Origin of the sequence: Gordonia cholesterolivorans (genome assembly GCF_039531975.1) — a bacterium.
Taxonomy (GTDB): domain Bacteria; phylum Actinomycetota; class Actinomycetes; order Mycobacteriales; family Mycobacteriaceae; genus Gordonia; species Gordonia sihwensis.
The window spans coordinates 314,741-331,482 of sequence record NZ_BAAARB010000002.1; the positions used below are offsets into that span (position 1 = coordinate 314,741).

Here is a 16,742-nt window from a genome sequence, read left to right on the forward strand (position 1 = left end):
TCGCCCGTGATCGGCGATCATGTGATCGACTACTGGTCATGACTGACATGAAGCGCTTCCTGATCGCCCTGTCGGCGGCGGTCATCGGGCTCGTCACGGTGTCGACGACGACTGCCGTGGCGAGCCCGGCCGTTCCCGGCGTCGGCCCGGCCTCCACTTCGCTGATGCACGGTGATCCCGAATCGACCGACAGCACCGTCCTGCGCGGGCCGGGCAAGACCGGGCATGTCGCGGCGTCGAGCGTTCCCGGCGGTGTGTGCGCCGCGACTTTCGTGGGCTCGGACGGCTTCCCGGTCTCGTTGTGCACGGCCTACGTCGCGGGTACCCCGCCGCAGTTCGCCACCCCGGTGGTGACCATGTTCGATCCGCGGACCGCCCAGGTCGTCGCGCGGCTGCCGCTGACCAAGGGCAAGCTCCTCGGCGGGGTGTACGGGTTCCTCGACGACCGGAACCGGGTGGTGGTGGCCGACGGCTCGGGCAAGATCCTGCGGGTCGGTCACCACCGGACGCGGTCCGGCTGGGCGCTGCGCGTCGACGAGAGCACCGACGTGTCGAAATACCTCGGCGGCGACGGCGTGACCGGGTTGGCCCCCGACTATCAGGGGCGCACCTGGTTCGCGACCACCGAGGGCGTCATCGGCACCGTGCTGCCCGACGGCCGGGTCGGGGCCACGCGCCTGCCGAAGGGCGAAGAACTGGGCAACGGGCTCACCGTCCGTCGCTCCGGTGCGTCGGTGCTGACCACGCACGCACTCTACGAGATGCGCGCGGACGCCCACGGCGTGCCGCGGACGGTGTGGCGGCGCGCCTACGATCGCGGTGCCGCCCGCCGGCCGGGACAGCTGACCTGGGGATCGGGCACCACGCCGACCTACTTCGGTCCCGGCGGCGACGGCTGGGTCGCGATCGTCGACAACGCCGCGGTGCCGAACCTGATCGTCTACCGCTCCGACGACGGTTCGCAGGTATGCCGGACGCGGGCCTTCGCATCACCGAACCAGGGGACCGAGAACTCCCCGATGGCGTGGGGCGACAGCCTGGTGATCCCCAGCACGTACGGATTCCAGTACCCGCCGATGGCGGTGAGCGGTGGGCCGAGCGATCCGGCGTTCGCTCCCTTCCGCGGCGGTATGACGCGCATCGACGTCCGCGACGGGGCGTGCACGAGAGTATGGGAGAACACCACCGACCGAATGGCCACGCTGCCGCGGCTGTCCCGGGCGGACGGTCTGATTCACGGTCTCGCCTACGGCCCGTACGTGCCGGGACCGCAGCAGTCGGGACCGGTCGACTACGTCGCTGTCGACTTCCAGACCGGTCGACGGGTGGCGACGCGGCGCGTGGGGACCGCGCCGATCGACGAGCCGATGCAGCTCACCGGCATGATCGCGCCGGGCGGAACACTCTGGCAGGGCACCGTGACCCGGATGCTGAAGATCTCCGGCTAGTGCCCACCGGACCGGCGTGCGCGTCGTGCCATCATCAATGACATGACCACTCCCGGACCGTTCGACGACGACGCCGACCGCGATCGGATTCCGACGCAGGCCGAACTCGACGCCGAGGACCTCGCCGAGATCGCGCGGCGGTCGAAGGACAGCGATCTCAGCGGCAGGTATCCGGCGCGTCCCGTCGACCCCGGCCCGCCGCCGGTCGCGCTCGTCCGTGACGCGCGCGTGGTCTGGGCGATCGCCGCGGTGGCGTGCCTGGCGTGGGTCGTGTACGGATTCGCCAATCTCTCCTGGCTCGAGGGGTTGATGGCCGAGCGTCTGCAGCCAGGTCTGCAGAACGTCCCGGGGGTGGATCCGGGAGAGAAGGCGGCCTCGATGGCGTCGTTCTGGACGCCCGCGCTGCTCGTGGGCATCCCGCTGTTCACGGCACTGGGATATCCGCTGCTTGTCGGTACCGCGCGGGCGCACAGCCGCAATCTGCGCAGCATCTATCTCTCGGTGATCACCGTGACGGTCCTGTTCACCGTCGTCGGTGCGGATCTGCTGTTCCACTATCCGGAGGTCTCGGCGTCGCTGCGAGTGCTCGCGTGGGTGCAATGCGGGGTGCTCGTCCTCTCCGCGCTCATCACCCTGCGCAGGCCGATCAACGAGTGGCTGCCGAAGTCGATGGCCATGAAACCCTTCCGGCGCGCCTCCGGCGGGTAGCTTGGGGACAGCGGGTCCGGTTCGGCCATGCGCCTGGAACCGTTCCCGTTTCGAGTTGACCGAACTAAGGAGAACGCAATGACCGTCACCCCCGTGTACCACGTCTCGTCGACCTCGACCGGCGGCGGCCGCGACAGCGAGGTGGTCTCCGAGTCGGGCCGGATCGACCTGGTGCTCGCTCCGCCCGTCGAGATGGGCGGCAACGGCGAGGGCAGCAATCCCGAGGAGCTGTTCTCCGCGGGCTATGCGGCGTGCTTCATGGGTGCGCTCCGGCACGTCGCCAAGAGCAAGGGCGCCACTCTCACCGACGCCACGTCGGTGAAGGTGAACATCGGCATCGGCAGCGACGACGCCGACGGCGGCTTCGGACTCACCGCCGACATCGAGGTGTATCTGCCCGGGCTCGACACCGCCGAGGCCGCCGAACTGGCACAGGCCGCGCACGCCTTCTGCCCGTACTCGAAGGCCACGCGCGGCAATATCGCGAGCACTGTCACATCGCGCGTGTGATTCGCGGCACGGGGCCCGGTACGGTGAACTCTCGTGAACAACTGGGCTATCGTCGCCGCCGCCGCAGTGCTGGCGGCCACCATCGCGACCATCGCATTCGTGCGATACCGGCAGAATGAGACCGCGGTACTCAAACGCGACGCCGAACTCGCCGCGTCGCTGCGCGAGCTGGCGGGCACCGACGCCGTCCGGCTCGCCGCGGTAGAAGAGTTCGAGACAGCGGTTTACGAGCGGCTGTTCTTCAGCCGAGCGATCGGTCCGCGCATTCGATCGGCCGTCTGGGCCCTGCTCGGGGGCGTCCTCGCGGCGTCCGCGGTGCTGCTCCTGGATGGGATCGACAGTGCTGTGGGCGTCGTGGCCTGGGCCGCCGCGATCGTCTTCGCCATCGGATTCACCCTCGCCGCGGTGGTGCACGCCGCTGTGGCGGGATACTCGGCGCTGACCACCCCGCGGGTGTCCTTCGCGGACTCGTACGAGTCCGACGAGGAATGACGCCGGCTCGCACCACCACGGGCCGCGCTCGTCTGTTCTACATCACAGTCGTCACGCTGGCGGTCGCCGCACTGGTGACGGCATCGGCGATTCCCGTGGTCGGAGACCCCGCGGCCGTGGCGTTTGCGAGAGGGTCGATCCGCGTCGTCGACGACGCCGGTGCGCCCGGATCCGTCCTCGTGAGTCGCGAACTGTTCGCCTCGTCGCCGACCGCGGTCGTGGTCGCTCCGACGGCACGAGAGTCGGAGCGCCGCGCCGCGGCGGAGGCCGCGCGCGTCAATGGCGTGCCGGTCTTCGCGGTCGATGACACGAATTCCCGCACTGTCGCAGCGGAATTGGAGCGACTCGGTGTCGAGCGCGCGGTCCGGGTCGGCCGCGTCCCGGCACTGCCGGTTCCGGTCACCGACGACGTCCGGTTGCTCGCCGGCGGTGCCGCGACGCGCGGTGAGGGCACCGTGGTGCTGCTTTCGGCGGCCGGCGACGACGCGATCGCGACCGCCGAGGCGGCACACGCGGAGGTCGCGGCCGTGCCGTCGCCCGATCCGAGAAGCTCCGGGCGCGCAGTGAACCTCGTCAAGGCGCGGCCCGGGGCGCCGATCCTCGCGGTGGGATCGGGATTCGGCGACCCCCGGCTCCTGGCGCGCCGCGTCGAACTCGCGCGGAGCCTCCCGGAACTCCCCGGCGGCGGACAGTTGATGTTCCCGGGGCGCCGCGTCGTCGCGCTCTACGGATCGCCCGGTGCGCCCGAACTGGGGCCTCTGGGCAGGCAGAGCATCAGTGCGTCCATCCGGCGCGCGAAAGCCGTCGCAGCGCAGTACGACCGCCTCTCGCCCGTCCCGGTGGTCCCGGGCTTCGAGATCATCGTGACCGTCGCGTCCGCCGATCCCGGCCCGGGCGGCAACTACACCTCGGCGCTCGACGTGGCGGCGGTGCGGCCGTGGGTCGACGCCGCGCGCAAGGCCGGCGTCTACGTCACCCTCGACCTGCAACCGGGCCGGATGGACTTTCTCGACCAGGCCAAGATGTATCGGGAACTGCTGCTGCAGCCGCACGTCGGCCTGGCCCTCGACCCGGAGTGGCGGCTGAAGCCGAATCAAGTCCACCTGCAGCAGATCGGGTCCGTCTCGCCCGCGGAGGTGAACCGGGTCTCGACCTGGCTCGCCGACCTGGTCAAGAGTCGGAATCTGCCGCAGAAGGCCTTTGTCCTGCACCAGTTCGACGCCGACATGCTGGGTGACAGATCGAAGATCGACACCTCGCGCACCGAACTCGCGTTCCTCGTTCACGCCGACGGCCACGGTGTGCCGAACGTCAAGATGCAGACGTGGAACCGGATTGTCGCGGGCCTGCCTCCCCGGACGTGGCTCGGGTGGAAGAATTTCTACACGGAGGACAAGCCCATGTTCTCTCCACGCCGGACCATGAACGTCGACCCCGTTCCCTGGTTCGTCTCCTATCAATAGAGAGAAGGGAACCGGCCAATGGCTTTGCCCGTCGACCAACTGGCTGCGGTGCCGGAGGCCGCGACCCGCAGGGACTCGCTCGAGATCATCCTCGAACAGGACCGTACGCGGCTGCAGGAACTGACCCCGGTGCGACATCAGCGGATGTCGGCCACGCCGTTCACGTTTTATCGCGGTGCGGCGGCGGTGATGGCCTCCGACCTCGCGGCGACTCCCAGCACCGGCATCGTGACCCAGTTGTGCGGAGACGCGCATCTGAGCAACTTCGGCTTGTTCCGCTCACCGGAACGCGCGATGGTCTTCGACCTCAACGATTTCGACGAGACGCACCCCGGCCCGTTCGAGTGGGACGTGAAGCGCCTCGCGGCCAGCATGGTCATCGCGTCGCAGGCGAACGGCTTCGACGAGACGACGGGCCGCAGCATGGCGCGCCTCGCGGCCAAGGCGTACCGGAAGACGATGATCGCCAGCGAGGCCAAACCCGCCCTCGAATGCTGGTATGCGCGAGTCGACGCCGACGAGGTGGTCGCCGATCTCGGTGACCGCTTCGACACCGCCGCGTCGAAGCGGACGCAGAAGGCGCTCCGGAAGGCGCGGCACCGGGACAGCGCGCAGGCGCTCGAGAAGCTCTGCTACGTCGATCTCGCGGGGGCGCACATCAAGAGCGATCCGCCGCTGCTGGTGCCGGCGTCCGAGGTCGCGCCGTCGATGTCGAAGGTCCAACTCGACGACTACTTCGGTGAGGCCTTCGCACGCTACGCGCGCACCCTGCCCGCGCACGTCGCCGAGTTGTTCTCGCAGTACTCCTTCATCGAGGCGGCGCGAAAGGTCGTCGGCGTCGGCAGCGTCGGCACCCGGTGCTGGATCGCGCTCTTCGGCGGGGCGCGGGGGACCGATCCGCTCTTTCTTCAATTCAAGGAGGCCTCCGAATCGGTCCTCGCGCCGTTCGTGCCGGGCTGCGAGTACACCAATCAGGGACAGCGTGTCGTGTTCGGTCAGCAACTGTTGCAGGCGTCGAGCGACATCTTCCTCGGATGGGTCCGTGCGGCCGGCGGGGAGGCGACGGTCGACACCGACTTCTACGTGCGCCAGCTGCGCGACGGCAAGGGGTCGGTGGTCGTGGAGTCGCTGCTTCCGGCCGGGATGGAGTACTACGGGGCGCTGTGCGGCGAGGTGCTGGCGCAGGCGCACGCGCGTACCGCATCCCGCCACGAGATCGCGGCATACCTGGCCGACGCGGGAAAGGCCTTCGACGCGGCGATCGCCGACTTCTCGGTGGAGTACAGCCGCATCAACATCGGTGACCACGGACGCCTCGATGCCGCGGTCGCCGACGGGTCGGTCAGCTCCGGTGCCCTCGAAAACCCGTCCTGACCTGACGATTTAGTAGTTCGGCCGAGCTCGTTGTACGCTATTGCAGGTCATACACGGGGTATGGCGCAGCTTGGTAGCGCGCTTCGTTCGGGACGAAGAGGTCGTGGGTTCGAATCCCGCTACCCCGACGCTTTGGTTGAGAAGCAGTTGAGGCCCCCGGCCTGCAGAGATGCGAGCCGGGGGCTTCCTCGTATCGTGCGTGTCCGTTCTGCTCAGGTGTCAGATCGTCGTTGAGACCCGGCCTTGCGGTAGAGGTCAGGCTTCCGCGAGCTTACTGCTCAAGCAGATCGTGCCGACCCCGACGCTCGATACCGCGGCGTAACTGTTCCATCGGAGTTCTCTCGGTCAGTGATCGTGCTACGGCCGCCTTCTGGGCGGATTCGGGCTGACGGCGGACGCCCGGCCAGTTCATCAGCGATGGGACAGGCACCCACTCGAGTCGTTCAGAAGGAGGACTCCGGTGGCAGTTCACGCACCCAGTCTTGTGTTGAACTCGTGAGCCTGATTCACTTGAAAAAGTCCGTTGCTAACTGATGCAAGCGGACGCCGCCCCGTCCGGCGGTTGCTCTGGGGAGGGTAGTGAACCGGACGGGTGCGATGACGCGGTCCGTCCCGCTCCTGTCTAAGGGGAGGGAGCCGGACGGACCGCCCTCGAATAGCCGGTCTCGTGCGCCGGGAACTACGCCGCGACCTCAAGCCTCGATCGGCAACTCGCGGATCACTCGCGCGGGATTGCCCGCGGCGAATACATGGTCGGGGAGATCGCGAGTGACGACGCTCCCGGCTCCCATCTGACGCGGCATCACCCAGCTGCCCTCGCCGAGGCCGCCCAGCAATTCACGCAGCAGTGCGTCGCGCACGCCGTCCTCGTCGGCGGCGGTCGCGTTGAATCGGTCCAGCAGCCGCGCGCAGGCCTTGCGCAACCCGACCAATTCGGGATCGGCGTCGCGGTACAACTCGCCGGCCAGCATCCGTTCCCGGTCGGTGGTCATGCCGTCTCGGTCAGCTGAACTGGTCGGCGAGCTGGGGCAACGACTGCTGAACGCTGTCGACGTCGCCGCCGTTCGACACCGCGGTCAGCGTCAGCAGCGACGCCTCCGGGCGGCAGCAGAACCGGGCGGGCGCGTACGGCGAGGTACCGAGGCCCGCGCTGACGTGCAGCTTCATCGTCGAACCCCAGTTGGAGACGCCCTTGACCCGCGAACGATCGAGATGGCAGTTGGTCACCAGCGCGCCGTAGCCGGGCAGGCACAGCTGACCGCCGTGCGTGTGGCCCGCCAGCACGAGGTCGTACCCGTCGTCGGCGAAGGAGTCGAGCACGCGGGGCTCCGGTGAATGCGTCAGCCCCAGCCGCAGTTGCGCGAGCGGGTTGGGTCGCCCGGCGATCGCCTCGTAGCGGTCGCGTTCGATGTGCGGGTCGTCGACGCCGGCCGCGACGATGCGCACCGAGCCGACCTCGAGTTCGCGCACCGTGTGCGTGGCGTCGAGCCAGCCGCGTTCGGTGAAGGCCGCGCGCAGATCCTGCCACGGCAGCGGCTCGCCGTGCGTGCGTGTGTGGTTCTTCTTGAAGTACTTGAACGGGTTCTTCGGTTTCGGGCCGAAGTAATCGTTGGAGCCGAAGATGAACAGGCCGGGGCGCGCGAGCAGCCCGCCCAGTGCCTGCACCACAGCGGGGACCGCGCTGGGATGGGCGAGGTTGTCGCCCGTGTTGACCACCAGGTCGGGCTCGAGTCGCTCCAGCTCGGAGATCCATGCCTGCTTGAGATGCTGGTTCGGCATCATGTGGATGTCGCTGATGTGCAGCACGCGCAAGGGCGACGATCCCGGCTCCAGCACCGGCAGCGTCGCGTGACGCAGGGTGAATGCGTTGCGCTCGATCACCGTCGAATACACGAGACCGGCGGCGGCCGCACCGGCGGCACCGGCCACGACGCGGGTGAGAGCTGAGGCGTCACGTGTGGTGCGCGAGGGCGCACCGAATCCGGGAACCGAGACCATGGACTTCAGGATACGCGCCGAAGACGCCCGCCGACCCCGCGCTGCGCCGTCAGCCGCCGGGCACCTCGATGACCACCGGACCCACTCCCGGCACCTGCACCGTCTTCTCCGCCGGTTTGTCTGACGTGCCGTCGCCGGAGGTCTTGCCGCGGCCGTTGCTCACGTACATCGCGATGGTGCTTCCCGGCATCGCGCTGTCGGAAGGAGCGGTGAAGACGACGGTGCCCTTGGGGCGAGTGCTGTCGACTTCGAGTTCGGTGACCTTGAAACCGGCCTCCTGCAAGCGCGAGGTGGCCTGGCTGGCGGGCAGTCCGCTCACTTGCGGGATGCGTCCGCGGTCACTGCCCGCGACGTACTGCGGATCCACGGGAGGCAGCGCGACCGGACCGAACTTGGTCGCGATCGGTCCGATCGCCGAGAACCACGTCCGTGCCGGCTCGAAGCCGCCGTATAGATTTCCGTCGCCGCACTGGCGCAGCGGCGAGGTGCAGATGCCCGCCGGGTGCGAACCGTCGTTGTAGGTGTAGACGGCGGCGGCGAGGCGGTTGGTGAATCCGAGGAAGGCCGCCGAGCGGTGCGCCTCGGTGGTGCCGGTCTTGCCCGACAGCGGCAGGTTCCAGCCCGCCGCCGAAGCCGCGGCCGCCGACGTGCCGCCGCCCTTGTCGTCCTCGCTCATCGCGTTCGCGAGCGTGTTGGCCAGCCCGGACTCGACGACCTGTTCGCACTTGGGCGGGTTGAACGGGACGTTGACCATCGCGCGCTGTCCGTTCTGGTCGAGCACCGCGTTGCCGTACTGATCGCGCTTGACCTGCTGGATCGACGCGATCGGGTTCGGCGGACACCACGTGCCTCCGGAGGCGAGGGTCGCTGCGACATTGGAGAGTTCGAGCGCGTTCACCGCGAACGGGCCGAGCGTGAACGAGCCGAAATTGCCCTTCTTCACATACTCGGCGAGGCTCTGATCGCCAACACCCGAGGTACCGGGCTCGTTGTACGAGCGCAGTCCGAGCCGCACCGCCATGTCGACCGCGGGCTTCACCCCGACCTGCTGAAGCAGCTGGACGAAGGTGGTGTTCGGCGACGTGGCGAGGGCCTGCGTCACCGACGCCGACGGCGGATACGCGCCGGCGTTCTTGACGCAGTACGCGTTCACCGGACAACCGAACGCACCGTTGCTGTCGCCCATGCCGTACACCGCGACGCTCGACGGGATCGGCAGCACGCTGCCCGTGCCCAACCCCTTCTCCATCGCCGCGGCCGTGGTGAACAGCTTGAAGATCGAGCCGGCGCCGTCGCCGACGAGAGAGAAGGGCTGCGGTTGAACTGTCTCATCGCGTTTGGCGTCGAGGCCGTAATTGCGGCTCGAGGCCATCGCCAGCACGTCGTGAGAGTCCTTGCCGGGAGCGACGATGCTCATCACGGTCGCGATGCCGTCGGTGTCCGGAGCGGTGTGCTGCTGCGCGGACCGCACCGCATCGGCCTGGACCTCGGGATTCAGGGTGGTTCGGATGAGGTAACCGCCCCGCATCACCTGTGCGCGCGGGATGCCGTTGTCGGCCAGGTACTGCAGGACATAGTCGCAGAAGAAGCCGTTGTTGTGCGCGGAGATGCATCCCTGCACGGGGGTCTTCGGCGCGGGCACCACGCCGAGCGGCTTCTTCTTCGCCGCCTCAAGTTCGGCGCGACGTTCGGGGAAGTTCTCGATCATGGTGTCGAGCACGGTGTTCCGCCGCGCCATGGTGGCCTGCGGATCGGTGTACGGGTTCAGCCCGGAGCTCGACTGGACCATGCCGGCGAGCATGGCCGCCTGTTCCACCGTCAGCTCCTTCGCGGAGTGACCGAAGTACGTCTGGGCCGCGGCCTCCACACCGTAGGCGTTGTTGCCGAACGGTACGACGTTCAGGTAGCGGGTCACGATCTGCTTCTTCGCGTCCTGCTTCGCGGCGGCGTCGTCGAGTCCCTTCTCCCGCTTGGCCTGATCGGTGAGCGTCTGCTCCAGAGTCAGGGCCATCCGCACCTCCCGCAGTTTGCGCGCGGGTGTCGTCTCCGTGGCCGCTTCGCGCTCGGCCTCGGTCCGGGCCAGAACCAGCAGTTGGTAGTTCTTGATGTACTGCTGATCGAGCGTCGAGGCACCCTGTTGCACCTCACCCGACGACGAGTTCTTCAGGGCCGCACGGATGGTGCCCTTCCAGTCGACGCCGTCGTGTTCGAGGAAACGCCGGTCCTCGATCGAGATGATCGCCCGGATCATGTCCTGCGAGATGTCGTTGTATCCGACCTGGTAGCGGTACTGGTCGTAGAGGAGCGCAATCGGTGTGCCGTTCGCGTCGGTCACCGTGGTGACTTCGGGGACGGTTCCGCCCAGCAGCTCGGACGACGAGTTCTCCATCGTGGCGGCTGCCCGGTTCGAGAGCACGCCCATTCCGGTGGCGACGGGGAACAGGAGTCCGGCCACGAGGACCGCGGCCATCACGACGGCGACGGCCAGGCCTGCGAGGTTCGAAGTCTTGCGCACGATGGCCAGGATACGTGTGATTCGCCGCGGGGCGCCGTATCCACCTGCGCGGATGTCGGCCCGACCTGCGTCGAACTCAGGACCATAGCCCACCGACTTGCGTTGCATCGGCCGCCTCAATAGATTGGAAACGTGAGTTACCTAACAAAGAAACTCATTGGTAGGTACGAATCACAGCAGGATCTTATGCATGCGCTCAACCAGGGGCATGTCGATGGGTTTGTGAAAGGCGGGATTGCGCAATGACTCTGGCGCCGTTGACCACCGTTGACTCAGAGGCTCGACTGGCTTGGGTTTCCCAGGCGCGTTGTCGTGGAGGTGACCCGGACGATCTGTTCGTCCGCGGAGCTGCTCAGAGGAAGGCTGCGACCATCTGCAGACACTGTCCGGTGCAACTCGAGTGCGGTGCGGATGCGCTCGACAATCGCGTCGAGTTCGGCGTCTGGGGCGGAATGACCGAGCGGCAGCGTCGCGCGCTGCTCCGTCAGCATCCCGAAGTGACGTCGTGGGCGGCGTTCTTCGAAGCGCAGCGCCGACGACAGCGTCTCGGCGCAGTTCCCGACCAGAACTGAACGACGAGGAGCCCGGCACGCGCCGGGCTCCTCGTCGTCTGGGGCTGTGCGGTCCTTCGGTCAGCCGCGGCTGGTGATCTGTTCGGCGACTGCGCGCAGGGCCGACATGTCGGCCACCTCGAAGGGCAGCGCCGGCACACCCACCAGCGGAACGCTCGGGTGCGACGAGGTGAACCGCTGAAGCAGGCGCACCTCGCGCTTGGCGGTGGCGGCGCGCTCGGTGTGCACTTTCAGCACGCCGCGCGTCAGTTCATCGTCCATGCCGGTCATCGCGGTCTCGGCCGCAGCGGCCGTCATGGAGGTGAGGGTCGGGTGGGTCCGGTTCACGATCAGGCCGGTGAGCGGCATCGAGTCCTTCGACAGCCGTTCGACGAAGAACGAGGCCTCGCGCAGCGCATCGGGCTCGGGGGCGGCCACCACGACGAACTCGGTTCCGGGCTGCTTGAGCAGTTCGTAGGTGCGGTTGGCGCGCTCTTGGAATCCGCCGAACATCGAGTCGAGGGACTGTACGAAGGTCGCCACATCGCGCAGGATCTCCCCGCCGACGATCGTGGAGATGCCTCGCATCGCCAGGCTCATCGCCCCGGTCAGCACGCGGCCGACGCCGCGACCGCCGCCGACGAGCATGCGCATCAGTCGACCGGACAGGAACGAGCCGAGGCGCTGGGGGGCGTCCAGGAAGTCGAGCGCATTCCGGGAGGGCGGCGTGTCGACGATGATCAGATCCCACCGCTGCTCGTCGAGGAGTCGGCTCAGCTTCTCCATCGCCATGTACTCCTGCGTGCCCGAGAACGACGACGCCACTGTCTGATAGAAGCTGTTGTTCATGATCGACTCGGCGCGCTCCGGCGTCGAGTGTTCGATCACCATGTCGTCGAAGGTGCGCCGCATGTCGAGCATCATCGCGTCGAGACTGCCCGCGCCGTCGACCCTGTCGAGGGGAACCGGCTGCGGTTCGTTGGTCAGCTCCGACATTCCCAGCGACTGGGCGAGGCGACGTGCCGGATCGATGGTCAGAACCGCCACTCTGCGGCCGCGCTCGGCGGCGTGCAGGGCCATCGCCGCGGCGGTCGTCGTCTTGCCGACGCCGCCCGACCCACAGCACACCACGACGCGGGTTCCGGGGTCGGCCAGGACCGCGCCCATCTTCAGGTCGGGCATTACGCTCCAGCCTCCTTGAGCACGGCGGACAGTTCGTACAGGGCGCCGAGGTCGACACCGTTCTCCACGGTCGGCAGTTCCACCTGCGCGGCGTCGACGTCGTCGAGTTCGGCGCGCGCGATCTGCTGCGCCTGAAGCCGTGCCGCGTAGTCGATGGTCTCGGTCAGCAGACCGGCCAGATCGTCGTCGGACAGGTGAACGCCGGCCTCCGCCAGGCTCTTCTCGATCCGCGCCGAGTCGATGCGGCCCTCGGCGATGGCGTCCGCCTCGGCTTCGGGAAGATAGGACGGGTTGACGCGATTGACGACGATGGCGCCGATGTTGAGGTTCTTGGCACGCAGTTCGGCGACTGCCTCGATGGTCTCCTGCACCGGCATGGCTTCCAGGAGGGTGCATAGGTGTATCGCGGTCTCCGGCGAATGCAGCAGTGCCGCAACACCTTCGGACTGATTCCGAATGGGGCCGCTCTTCGCCAGATCGCGCATCGCGGTGGTCACGTCGAGGAAGTTGCCGATTCGGCCGGTCGGAGGTGAGTCGACGACGATCGCGTCGTAGGTCCGCGCGCCGTTCTTGTCCGTGGCGATGACGCGTTCCTTGATCTTGCCGGTCACCAGGACGTCCTTGAGTCCGGGGGCGACGGTCGTGACGAAGTCGATCGCGCCGACCTTCTTGATCGCCCGCCCGGCGAAGCCGAGGTTGTAGAACATCTCCAGATACTCCAGCAGGGCGTGCTCGATCTGAAGTGCGAGCGCCCACACCGAGCCACCGCCGTCCATCCCGACCAGTTGAGTGTCGGTGGGCGGAAGCGGGGGGACGTCGAAGAGCTGGGCGATGGCCTGCCGTTCCTCGCACTCGACGAGCAGGACCTTCTTACCCTCGGAGGCGAGGGTGAGTGCCAGCGCTGAGGCCACCGTCGTCTTTCCGGTACCGCCCTTGCCGGACACGAAATGCAGACGCGCGCTCGCCGCCTGCGCCGGCCACGCCCCGGGACCGTCCTTGCGAACTTCGTTGACCACGCCGATCACCTTATCGACCGTGTCTACTGTGACCGCGGTTAACCGTTAAGGTTGGCACCATGAGTGAAGTCACCGCCTGGGAATACGTCACCGTTCCGCTGCTCACGCATGCGACCAAGCAGATCCTCGACCAGTGGGGCTCGGACGGCTGGGAACTGGTGAGCGTTCTGCCCGGTCCCACCGGAGAACAGCACGTCGCATACCTCAAGCGTCCGAAGGCCTGACCGATGAGCGGGCAGTGGTCGAAGCGCTTGGCGGAACTCGGAATCGATCTTCCGACGGTGGTCGCACCGGTCGGCAGTTACACCCCCGCACTCCGCGTCGGCGATCTCGTGTACACCTCGGGACAGATCCCGGTGGCCGACGGTCAGGTGAGCGTCACGGGGAAGGTGTCCGAGGGCGCGGAAGGTATCGTCACGCCGGAACAGGCGAACGCGGCGGCTCGGCTCTGCGCGCTCAACGCGCTCGCGGCCGTGCACGCCGAAGTCGGCATCGACTCGATCGTCCGGGTGGTCAAGGTGGTCGGATTCGTCGCCTCGGCACCCGGATTCACCGGTCAGCCCGGCGTGATCAATGGAGCGTCGGACCTGCTGGGTGAGATCTTCGGCGAGGCCGGCGTCCACGCGCGGTCGGCCGTCGGGGTCGCCGAACTCCCCCTGGGCGTGCCCGTCGAGGTGGAAATCGTCGTCCAGGTGAAATGACCCGACCGGGGAGCGGTGCCCGGAGGCTGCGGACCAGCGTGCGTCCCGAGGAACAGGAAGCGGTGATCCTGGCGGCGGCGCGCCGCGAGTTCGCGGAGGTCGGAGTGCGGCGGGCCGGCATGGACGCCGTGGCGCGCGCCGCGGGCGTCTCGCGCAGCACGCTGTACCGGCGTTTCCCGAACAAGGACGCATTGCTCGCGAAGGTCGGCGAGGCGATCGCACTCGCGACCATGCGGCATCTCGCCGCGGCCGTCCGCGGCCTGCCGCCGCGCGAGGCGGTGGTCGAGGCCTTCGTCGAATGCACGCGGATCGTCGACGAGGATCCGCTCGTGCGCCGACTGCTGCTCGACGAGCCGGACGTCGCCGACGTTCTGGTGAGCCAGACCTCCCGTACCGCCGGAGAGTTCCTGGAAGCCTCCGGCGCCGCGGTCGCGGGCACGCTGCGTCGTGCGGGCGCGACCATGCCCGACGACGATCTTCTGCTGGTGTCGGAGCATTTCGTACGCGTCGCGCTGTCGCTCACGCAGATCCGGACCTCGCGTCTGGACATCGCGGACGTCGAGACCGTCCGGGCCTACGCCACGAAGTTCCTGGCACCGGTGGTGTGGTGACGCGGCGGTCGCTCGGTAGGCTCGGTGAATGCCCCTTCATGCCGACGCTTCCGCCGACGACAAGCCGGTCCATCCCGCATACGGCGTAGTGCGTGAGGTGACGCCGTTCGCCTCTGTGCTGCTGTGTCACAATCCCGGCTCGTTCGAACTCGACGGCACGAACACCTGGATCCTGCGAGCGCCGGGTTCGTCGACCGCGGTGGTCGTGGATCCGGGACCGACCAAGCACGGCAAACACGTGCGGGCCGTCGCGGCCGCGGCCGGGGAGGTCGAACTCGTCCTCATCAGCCATCGCCATCACGATCACGTCGGTGCATGCAAGAGGATGCGCAAACTCGTGGGCGCACCGCAGCGGGCCTACTCGGACGAGTACTCGGTGGGCGCCCCGCGGTTGCGGGACCGTGAAGTCATCGAGGCGGCGGGTGTGACCATCACGGTGATGCACACCCCGGGACATACGGCCGACTCCACGAGCTTCCTCGTCGAGTGGGAGGGGCAGCGTGCGATCCTGACCGCCGACACCATTCTCGGTTTCGGCACCACCGTGCTCGATCCGTCGGACGGTTCGCTGAAGGACTACTTCAACTCGCTCAATCGGCTGCTGGTGGAGGCCTCCGACGCGGTCGTGCTGCCCGGACACGGCCCCGACCATCCGGAGCTGGAACCCATTGCGCGCTACTACAAGTCGCATCGCGAGGAACGTCTCGCGCAGATCGTCGCCGCGCTCGACGAACTCGGTGTCTCACCGGAGAAGGCCAAGCCGATGAAGGTGGTCCGGAAGGTCTACTCCGACGTCGATCAGAAGCTCTGGCCGGCCGCGAAGATGTCGGTGAAGACTCAATTGGAGTATCTCCGCACGCTGTGAGCGCGTGCGGCGGAGATCAGGACTGACAAACAGGTCCGAGGGCGAAATGCCCTCGGACCTGTTTGTCGGTACTGATTGTTGCGCTTGCTCAGCGTGCGCGGCGCGCGAGGCGCTCGGAGTCCGCGATCAGGACACTCTTGCCCTCGAGTCGCAGCCATCCGCGCTGTGCGAAGTCGGCGAGCGCCTTGTTGACGGTCTCGCGCGAGGCGCCGACGAGCTGGGCGATCTCTTCCTGCGTGAGGTCGTGCGTGACGCGCAGTGCGCCGCCCTCCTGCGTGCCGAAGCGCTGCGCCAACTGCAAGAGCTGCTTGGCGACGCGACCCGGGACGTCGGTGAAGATCAGGTCGGCGAGGTTGTTGTTGGTGCGGCGCAGGCGACGTGCCAGCACGCGGAGCAACTGCTCGGCGATCTCCGGACGGTCCTTGATCCACTTGCGCAGCGCGTCGCGGTCCATGGTGACCGCGCGGACCTCGGTGACGGTGGTCGCCGACGAGGTGCGGGGGCCGGGGTCGAAGATCGACAGCTCACCGAACATGTCCGACGGACCCATGATGGTCAGCAGGTTCTCGCGACCGTCCGGCGAGCGGCGGCCGAGCTTCACCTTGCCGGACAGGATGATGTAAAGACGGTCGCCGGGTTCGCCCTCGTGGAAGATGACATGACCGCGCGGAAACTCGACCGGCTGAAGTTCCTTCGCGAGAGCTGCGACGGCGGTGGGTTCGACACCCTGGAAAATGCCGGCCCGTGCTAGTACTTCTTCCACCTAAAGAACCTCTCTCAAATGCTTTTGCCGCGTCCAGTGATAAAGACTACGTGAAAGATCATAGATGTTGGATTGATCACTGTTCGCATTAGTAGGCAACTAGCGCGCGTCGTACCTGCGGCTCGGGCCGCCTGCACGCTCACCGGACTTCAGGACGCGCGACTGGATTCCGGTTCGTCTGTTTCCGCGATCGGCTTGCTGCGCCGGCTCCGGAGCTCGTCGAGTGCGGCGGGCAGCCCGTCTTTCGCGAGGTTGCTCACGTCGGTCTCATCCGCGGCTTCCAGGAACTCCTCGACGTGGGCCGGGCCCACTGACAGTCGGTCGAGTCCCGCCTGCACCCTCTCCATCGCGAGTGCGAAGAGCATCAGCACAGCGGGGAAGAGAAGTCCGGCCAGTCCTTGCATGAGGAACAGTAAACACCGGGGCCGTGGGGGTGCCGCAAACCCAGACGGCTCTCGTCACCGAGTTGTGACCTGCGGTTACCCGGGCCGGCGAGGTCAGCCGACCGCGCGGCCGGGGGCACGGCGGCTAACCTGGTCTGTTGT

The 16,742-nt window shown here is 67.7% G+C and carries 18 protein-coding genes and 1 tRNA gene; 12 read left to right on the forward strand and 7 right to left on the reverse strand.

Going from position 1 to position 16,742, the window contains the following annotated elements; all coding sequences use genetic code 11:
* The first annotated feature begins 38 nt into the window (after positions 1-38).
* The 7 genes from ABFX36_RS03155 (at position 39) to ABFX36_RS03185 (ending at position 6,123) form a co-directional block, all read left to right on the forward strand.
* A complete protein-coding gene (locus ABFX36_RS03155; protein ID WP_412475371.1) occupies positions 39-1,448 on the forward strand; it encodes a hypothetical protein in 1,410 nt (469 codons plus the stop codon).
* Between the two features lie 42 nt (positions 1,449-1,490).
* Entirely contained in the window at positions 1,491-2,156 is a 666-nt protein-coding gene (locus ABFX36_RS03160) for a hypothetical protein (RefSeq protein ID WP_006897382.1), read from the forward strand.
* Positions 2,157-2,234: 78 nt separating this feature from the next.
* Complete coding sequence (locus ABFX36_RS03165) at positions 2,235-2,666, forward strand: Ohr family peroxiredoxin (protein ID WP_006897381.1); 432 nt, start codon at positions 2,235-2,237, stop codon at positions 2,664-2,666.
* Between the two features lie 33 nt (positions 2,667-2,699).
* On the forward strand, positions 2,700-3,158 hold the full coding sequence (locus tag ABFX36_RS03170) for a hypothetical protein (RefSeq protein ID WP_346074861.1): 459 nt from the start codon (positions 2,700-2,702) through the stop codon (positions 3,156-3,158).
* Positions 3,155-4,621, forward strand: a complete 1,467-nt coding sequence (locus ABFX36_RS03175; protein WP_006897379.1) for a hypothetical protein — start codon at positions 3,155-3,157, stop codon at positions 4,619-4,621. The genes ABFX36_RS03170 and ABFX36_RS03175 overlap by 4 nt, the downstream gene beginning before the upstream one ends.
* An 18-nt stretch (positions 4,622-4,639) precedes the next feature.
* Entirely contained in the window at positions 4,640-5,995 is a 1,356-nt protein-coding gene (locus ABFX36_RS03180; RefSeq protein ID WP_346074864.1) for a DUF2252 domain-containing protein, read from the forward strand.
* Between the two features lie 54 nt (positions 5,996-6,049).
* Positions 6,050-6,123: transfer RNA gene (locus tag ABFX36_RS03185), tRNA-Pro, on the forward strand.
* 564 nt (positions 6,124-6,687) lie between these two features.
* Here ABFX36_RS03185 and ABFX36_RS03190 read toward each other — a convergent pair.
* From ABFX36_RS03190 to ABFX36_RS03200, 3 genes are read right to left on the reverse strand one after another with little or no spacing between them, the layout of a single operon-like run.
* Positions 6,688-6,987: a maltose acetyltransferase domain-containing protein gene (locus ABFX36_RS03190; protein WP_045537283.1), complete on the reverse strand. Its 300-nt coding sequence runs from the start codon at positions 6,985-6,987 to the stop codon at positions 6,688-6,690.
* Positions 6,988-6,997: 10 nt separating this feature from the next.
* A complete protein-coding gene (locus tag ABFX36_RS03195; protein WP_346074866.1) occupies positions 6,998-7,993 on the reverse strand; it encodes a metallophosphoesterase in 996 nt (331 codons plus the stop codon).
* 49 nt (positions 7,994-8,042) lie between these two features.
* Entirely contained in the window at positions 8,043-10,463 is a 2,421-nt protein-coding gene (locus ABFX36_RS03200) for a penicillin-binding protein (protein ID WP_045537298.1), read from the reverse strand.
* Positions 10,464-10,750: 287 nt separating this feature from the next.
* On the opposite strand from ABFX36_RS03200, the gene ABFX36_RS03205 reads away from it, so the two are divergent.
* A complete protein-coding gene (locus ABFX36_RS03205) occupies positions 10,751-11,080 on the forward strand; it encodes a WhiB family transcriptional regulator (RefSeq protein ID WP_006897374.1) in 330 nt (109 codons plus the stop codon).
* A 60-nt stretch (positions 11,081-11,140) separates the two neighbouring features.
* On the opposite strand, the gene bagB is transcribed toward ABFX36_RS03205, so the two are convergent.
* Positions 11,141-12,241, reverse strand: coding sequence for an ArsA family ATPase (gene bagB, locus ABFX36_RS03210; RefSeq protein ID WP_222110848.1), 1,101 nt, complete (start codon positions 12,239-12,241; stop codon positions 11,141-11,143).
* On the reverse strand, positions 12,241-13,266 hold the full coding sequence (gene bagA, locus ABFX36_RS03215) for an ATPase BagA (protein ID WP_006897372.1): 1,026 nt from the start codon (positions 13,264-13,266) through the stop codon (positions 12,241-12,243). The genes bagB and bagA overlap by 1 nt, the downstream gene beginning before the upstream one ends.
* 50 nt (positions 13,267-13,316) lie before the next feature.
* On the opposite strand from bagA, the gene sp36 reads away from it, so the two are divergent.
* From sp36 to ABFX36_RS03235, 4 genes are read left to right on the forward strand one after another with little or no spacing between them, the layout of a single operon-like run.
* The gene (gene sp36, locus ABFX36_RS03220) at positions 13,317-13,481 is read left to right on the forward strand and encodes a Sp36 family protein (RefSeq protein ID WP_006897371.1); all 165 of its coding nucleotides are present in this window, start codon (positions 13,317-13,319) and stop codon (positions 13,479-13,481) included.
* A gap of 3 nt (positions 13,482-13,484) precedes the next feature.
* Positions 13,485-13,958: a RidA family protein gene (locus ABFX36_RS03225; RefSeq protein ID WP_346074870.1), complete on the forward strand. Its 474-nt coding sequence runs from the start codon at positions 13,485-13,487 to the stop codon at positions 13,956-13,958.
* Positions 13,955-14,569, forward strand: coding sequence for a TetR/AcrR family transcriptional regulator (locus ABFX36_RS03230; protein ID WP_006897369.1), 615 nt, complete (start codon positions 13,955-13,957; stop codon positions 14,567-14,569). The genes ABFX36_RS03225 and ABFX36_RS03230 overlap by 4 nt, the downstream gene beginning before the upstream one ends.
* A gap of 28 nt (positions 14,570-14,597) precedes the next feature.
* On the forward strand, positions 14,598-15,434 hold the full coding sequence (locus tag ABFX36_RS03235) for an MBL fold metallo-hydrolase (protein ID WP_222110851.1): 837 nt from the start codon (positions 14,598-14,600) through the stop codon (positions 15,432-15,434).
* Between the two features lie 88 nt (positions 15,435-15,522).
* Here ABFX36_RS03235 and ABFX36_RS03240 read toward each other — a convergent pair whose 3' ends face one another.
* Entirely contained in the window at positions 15,523-16,197 is a 675-nt protein-coding gene (locus ABFX36_RS03240; protein ID WP_006897367.1) for a Crp/Fnr family transcriptional regulator, read from the reverse strand.
* 149 nt (positions 16,198-16,346) lie between these two features.
* Positions 16,347-16,601 (reverse strand): hypothetical protein, encoded by a 255-nt coding sequence (locus tag ABFX36_RS03245; RefSeq protein ID WP_006897366.1) that lies wholly within the window; start codon positions 16,599-16,601, stop codon positions 16,347-16,349.
* Between the last annotated feature and the right edge of the window lie 141 nt (positions 16,602-16,742).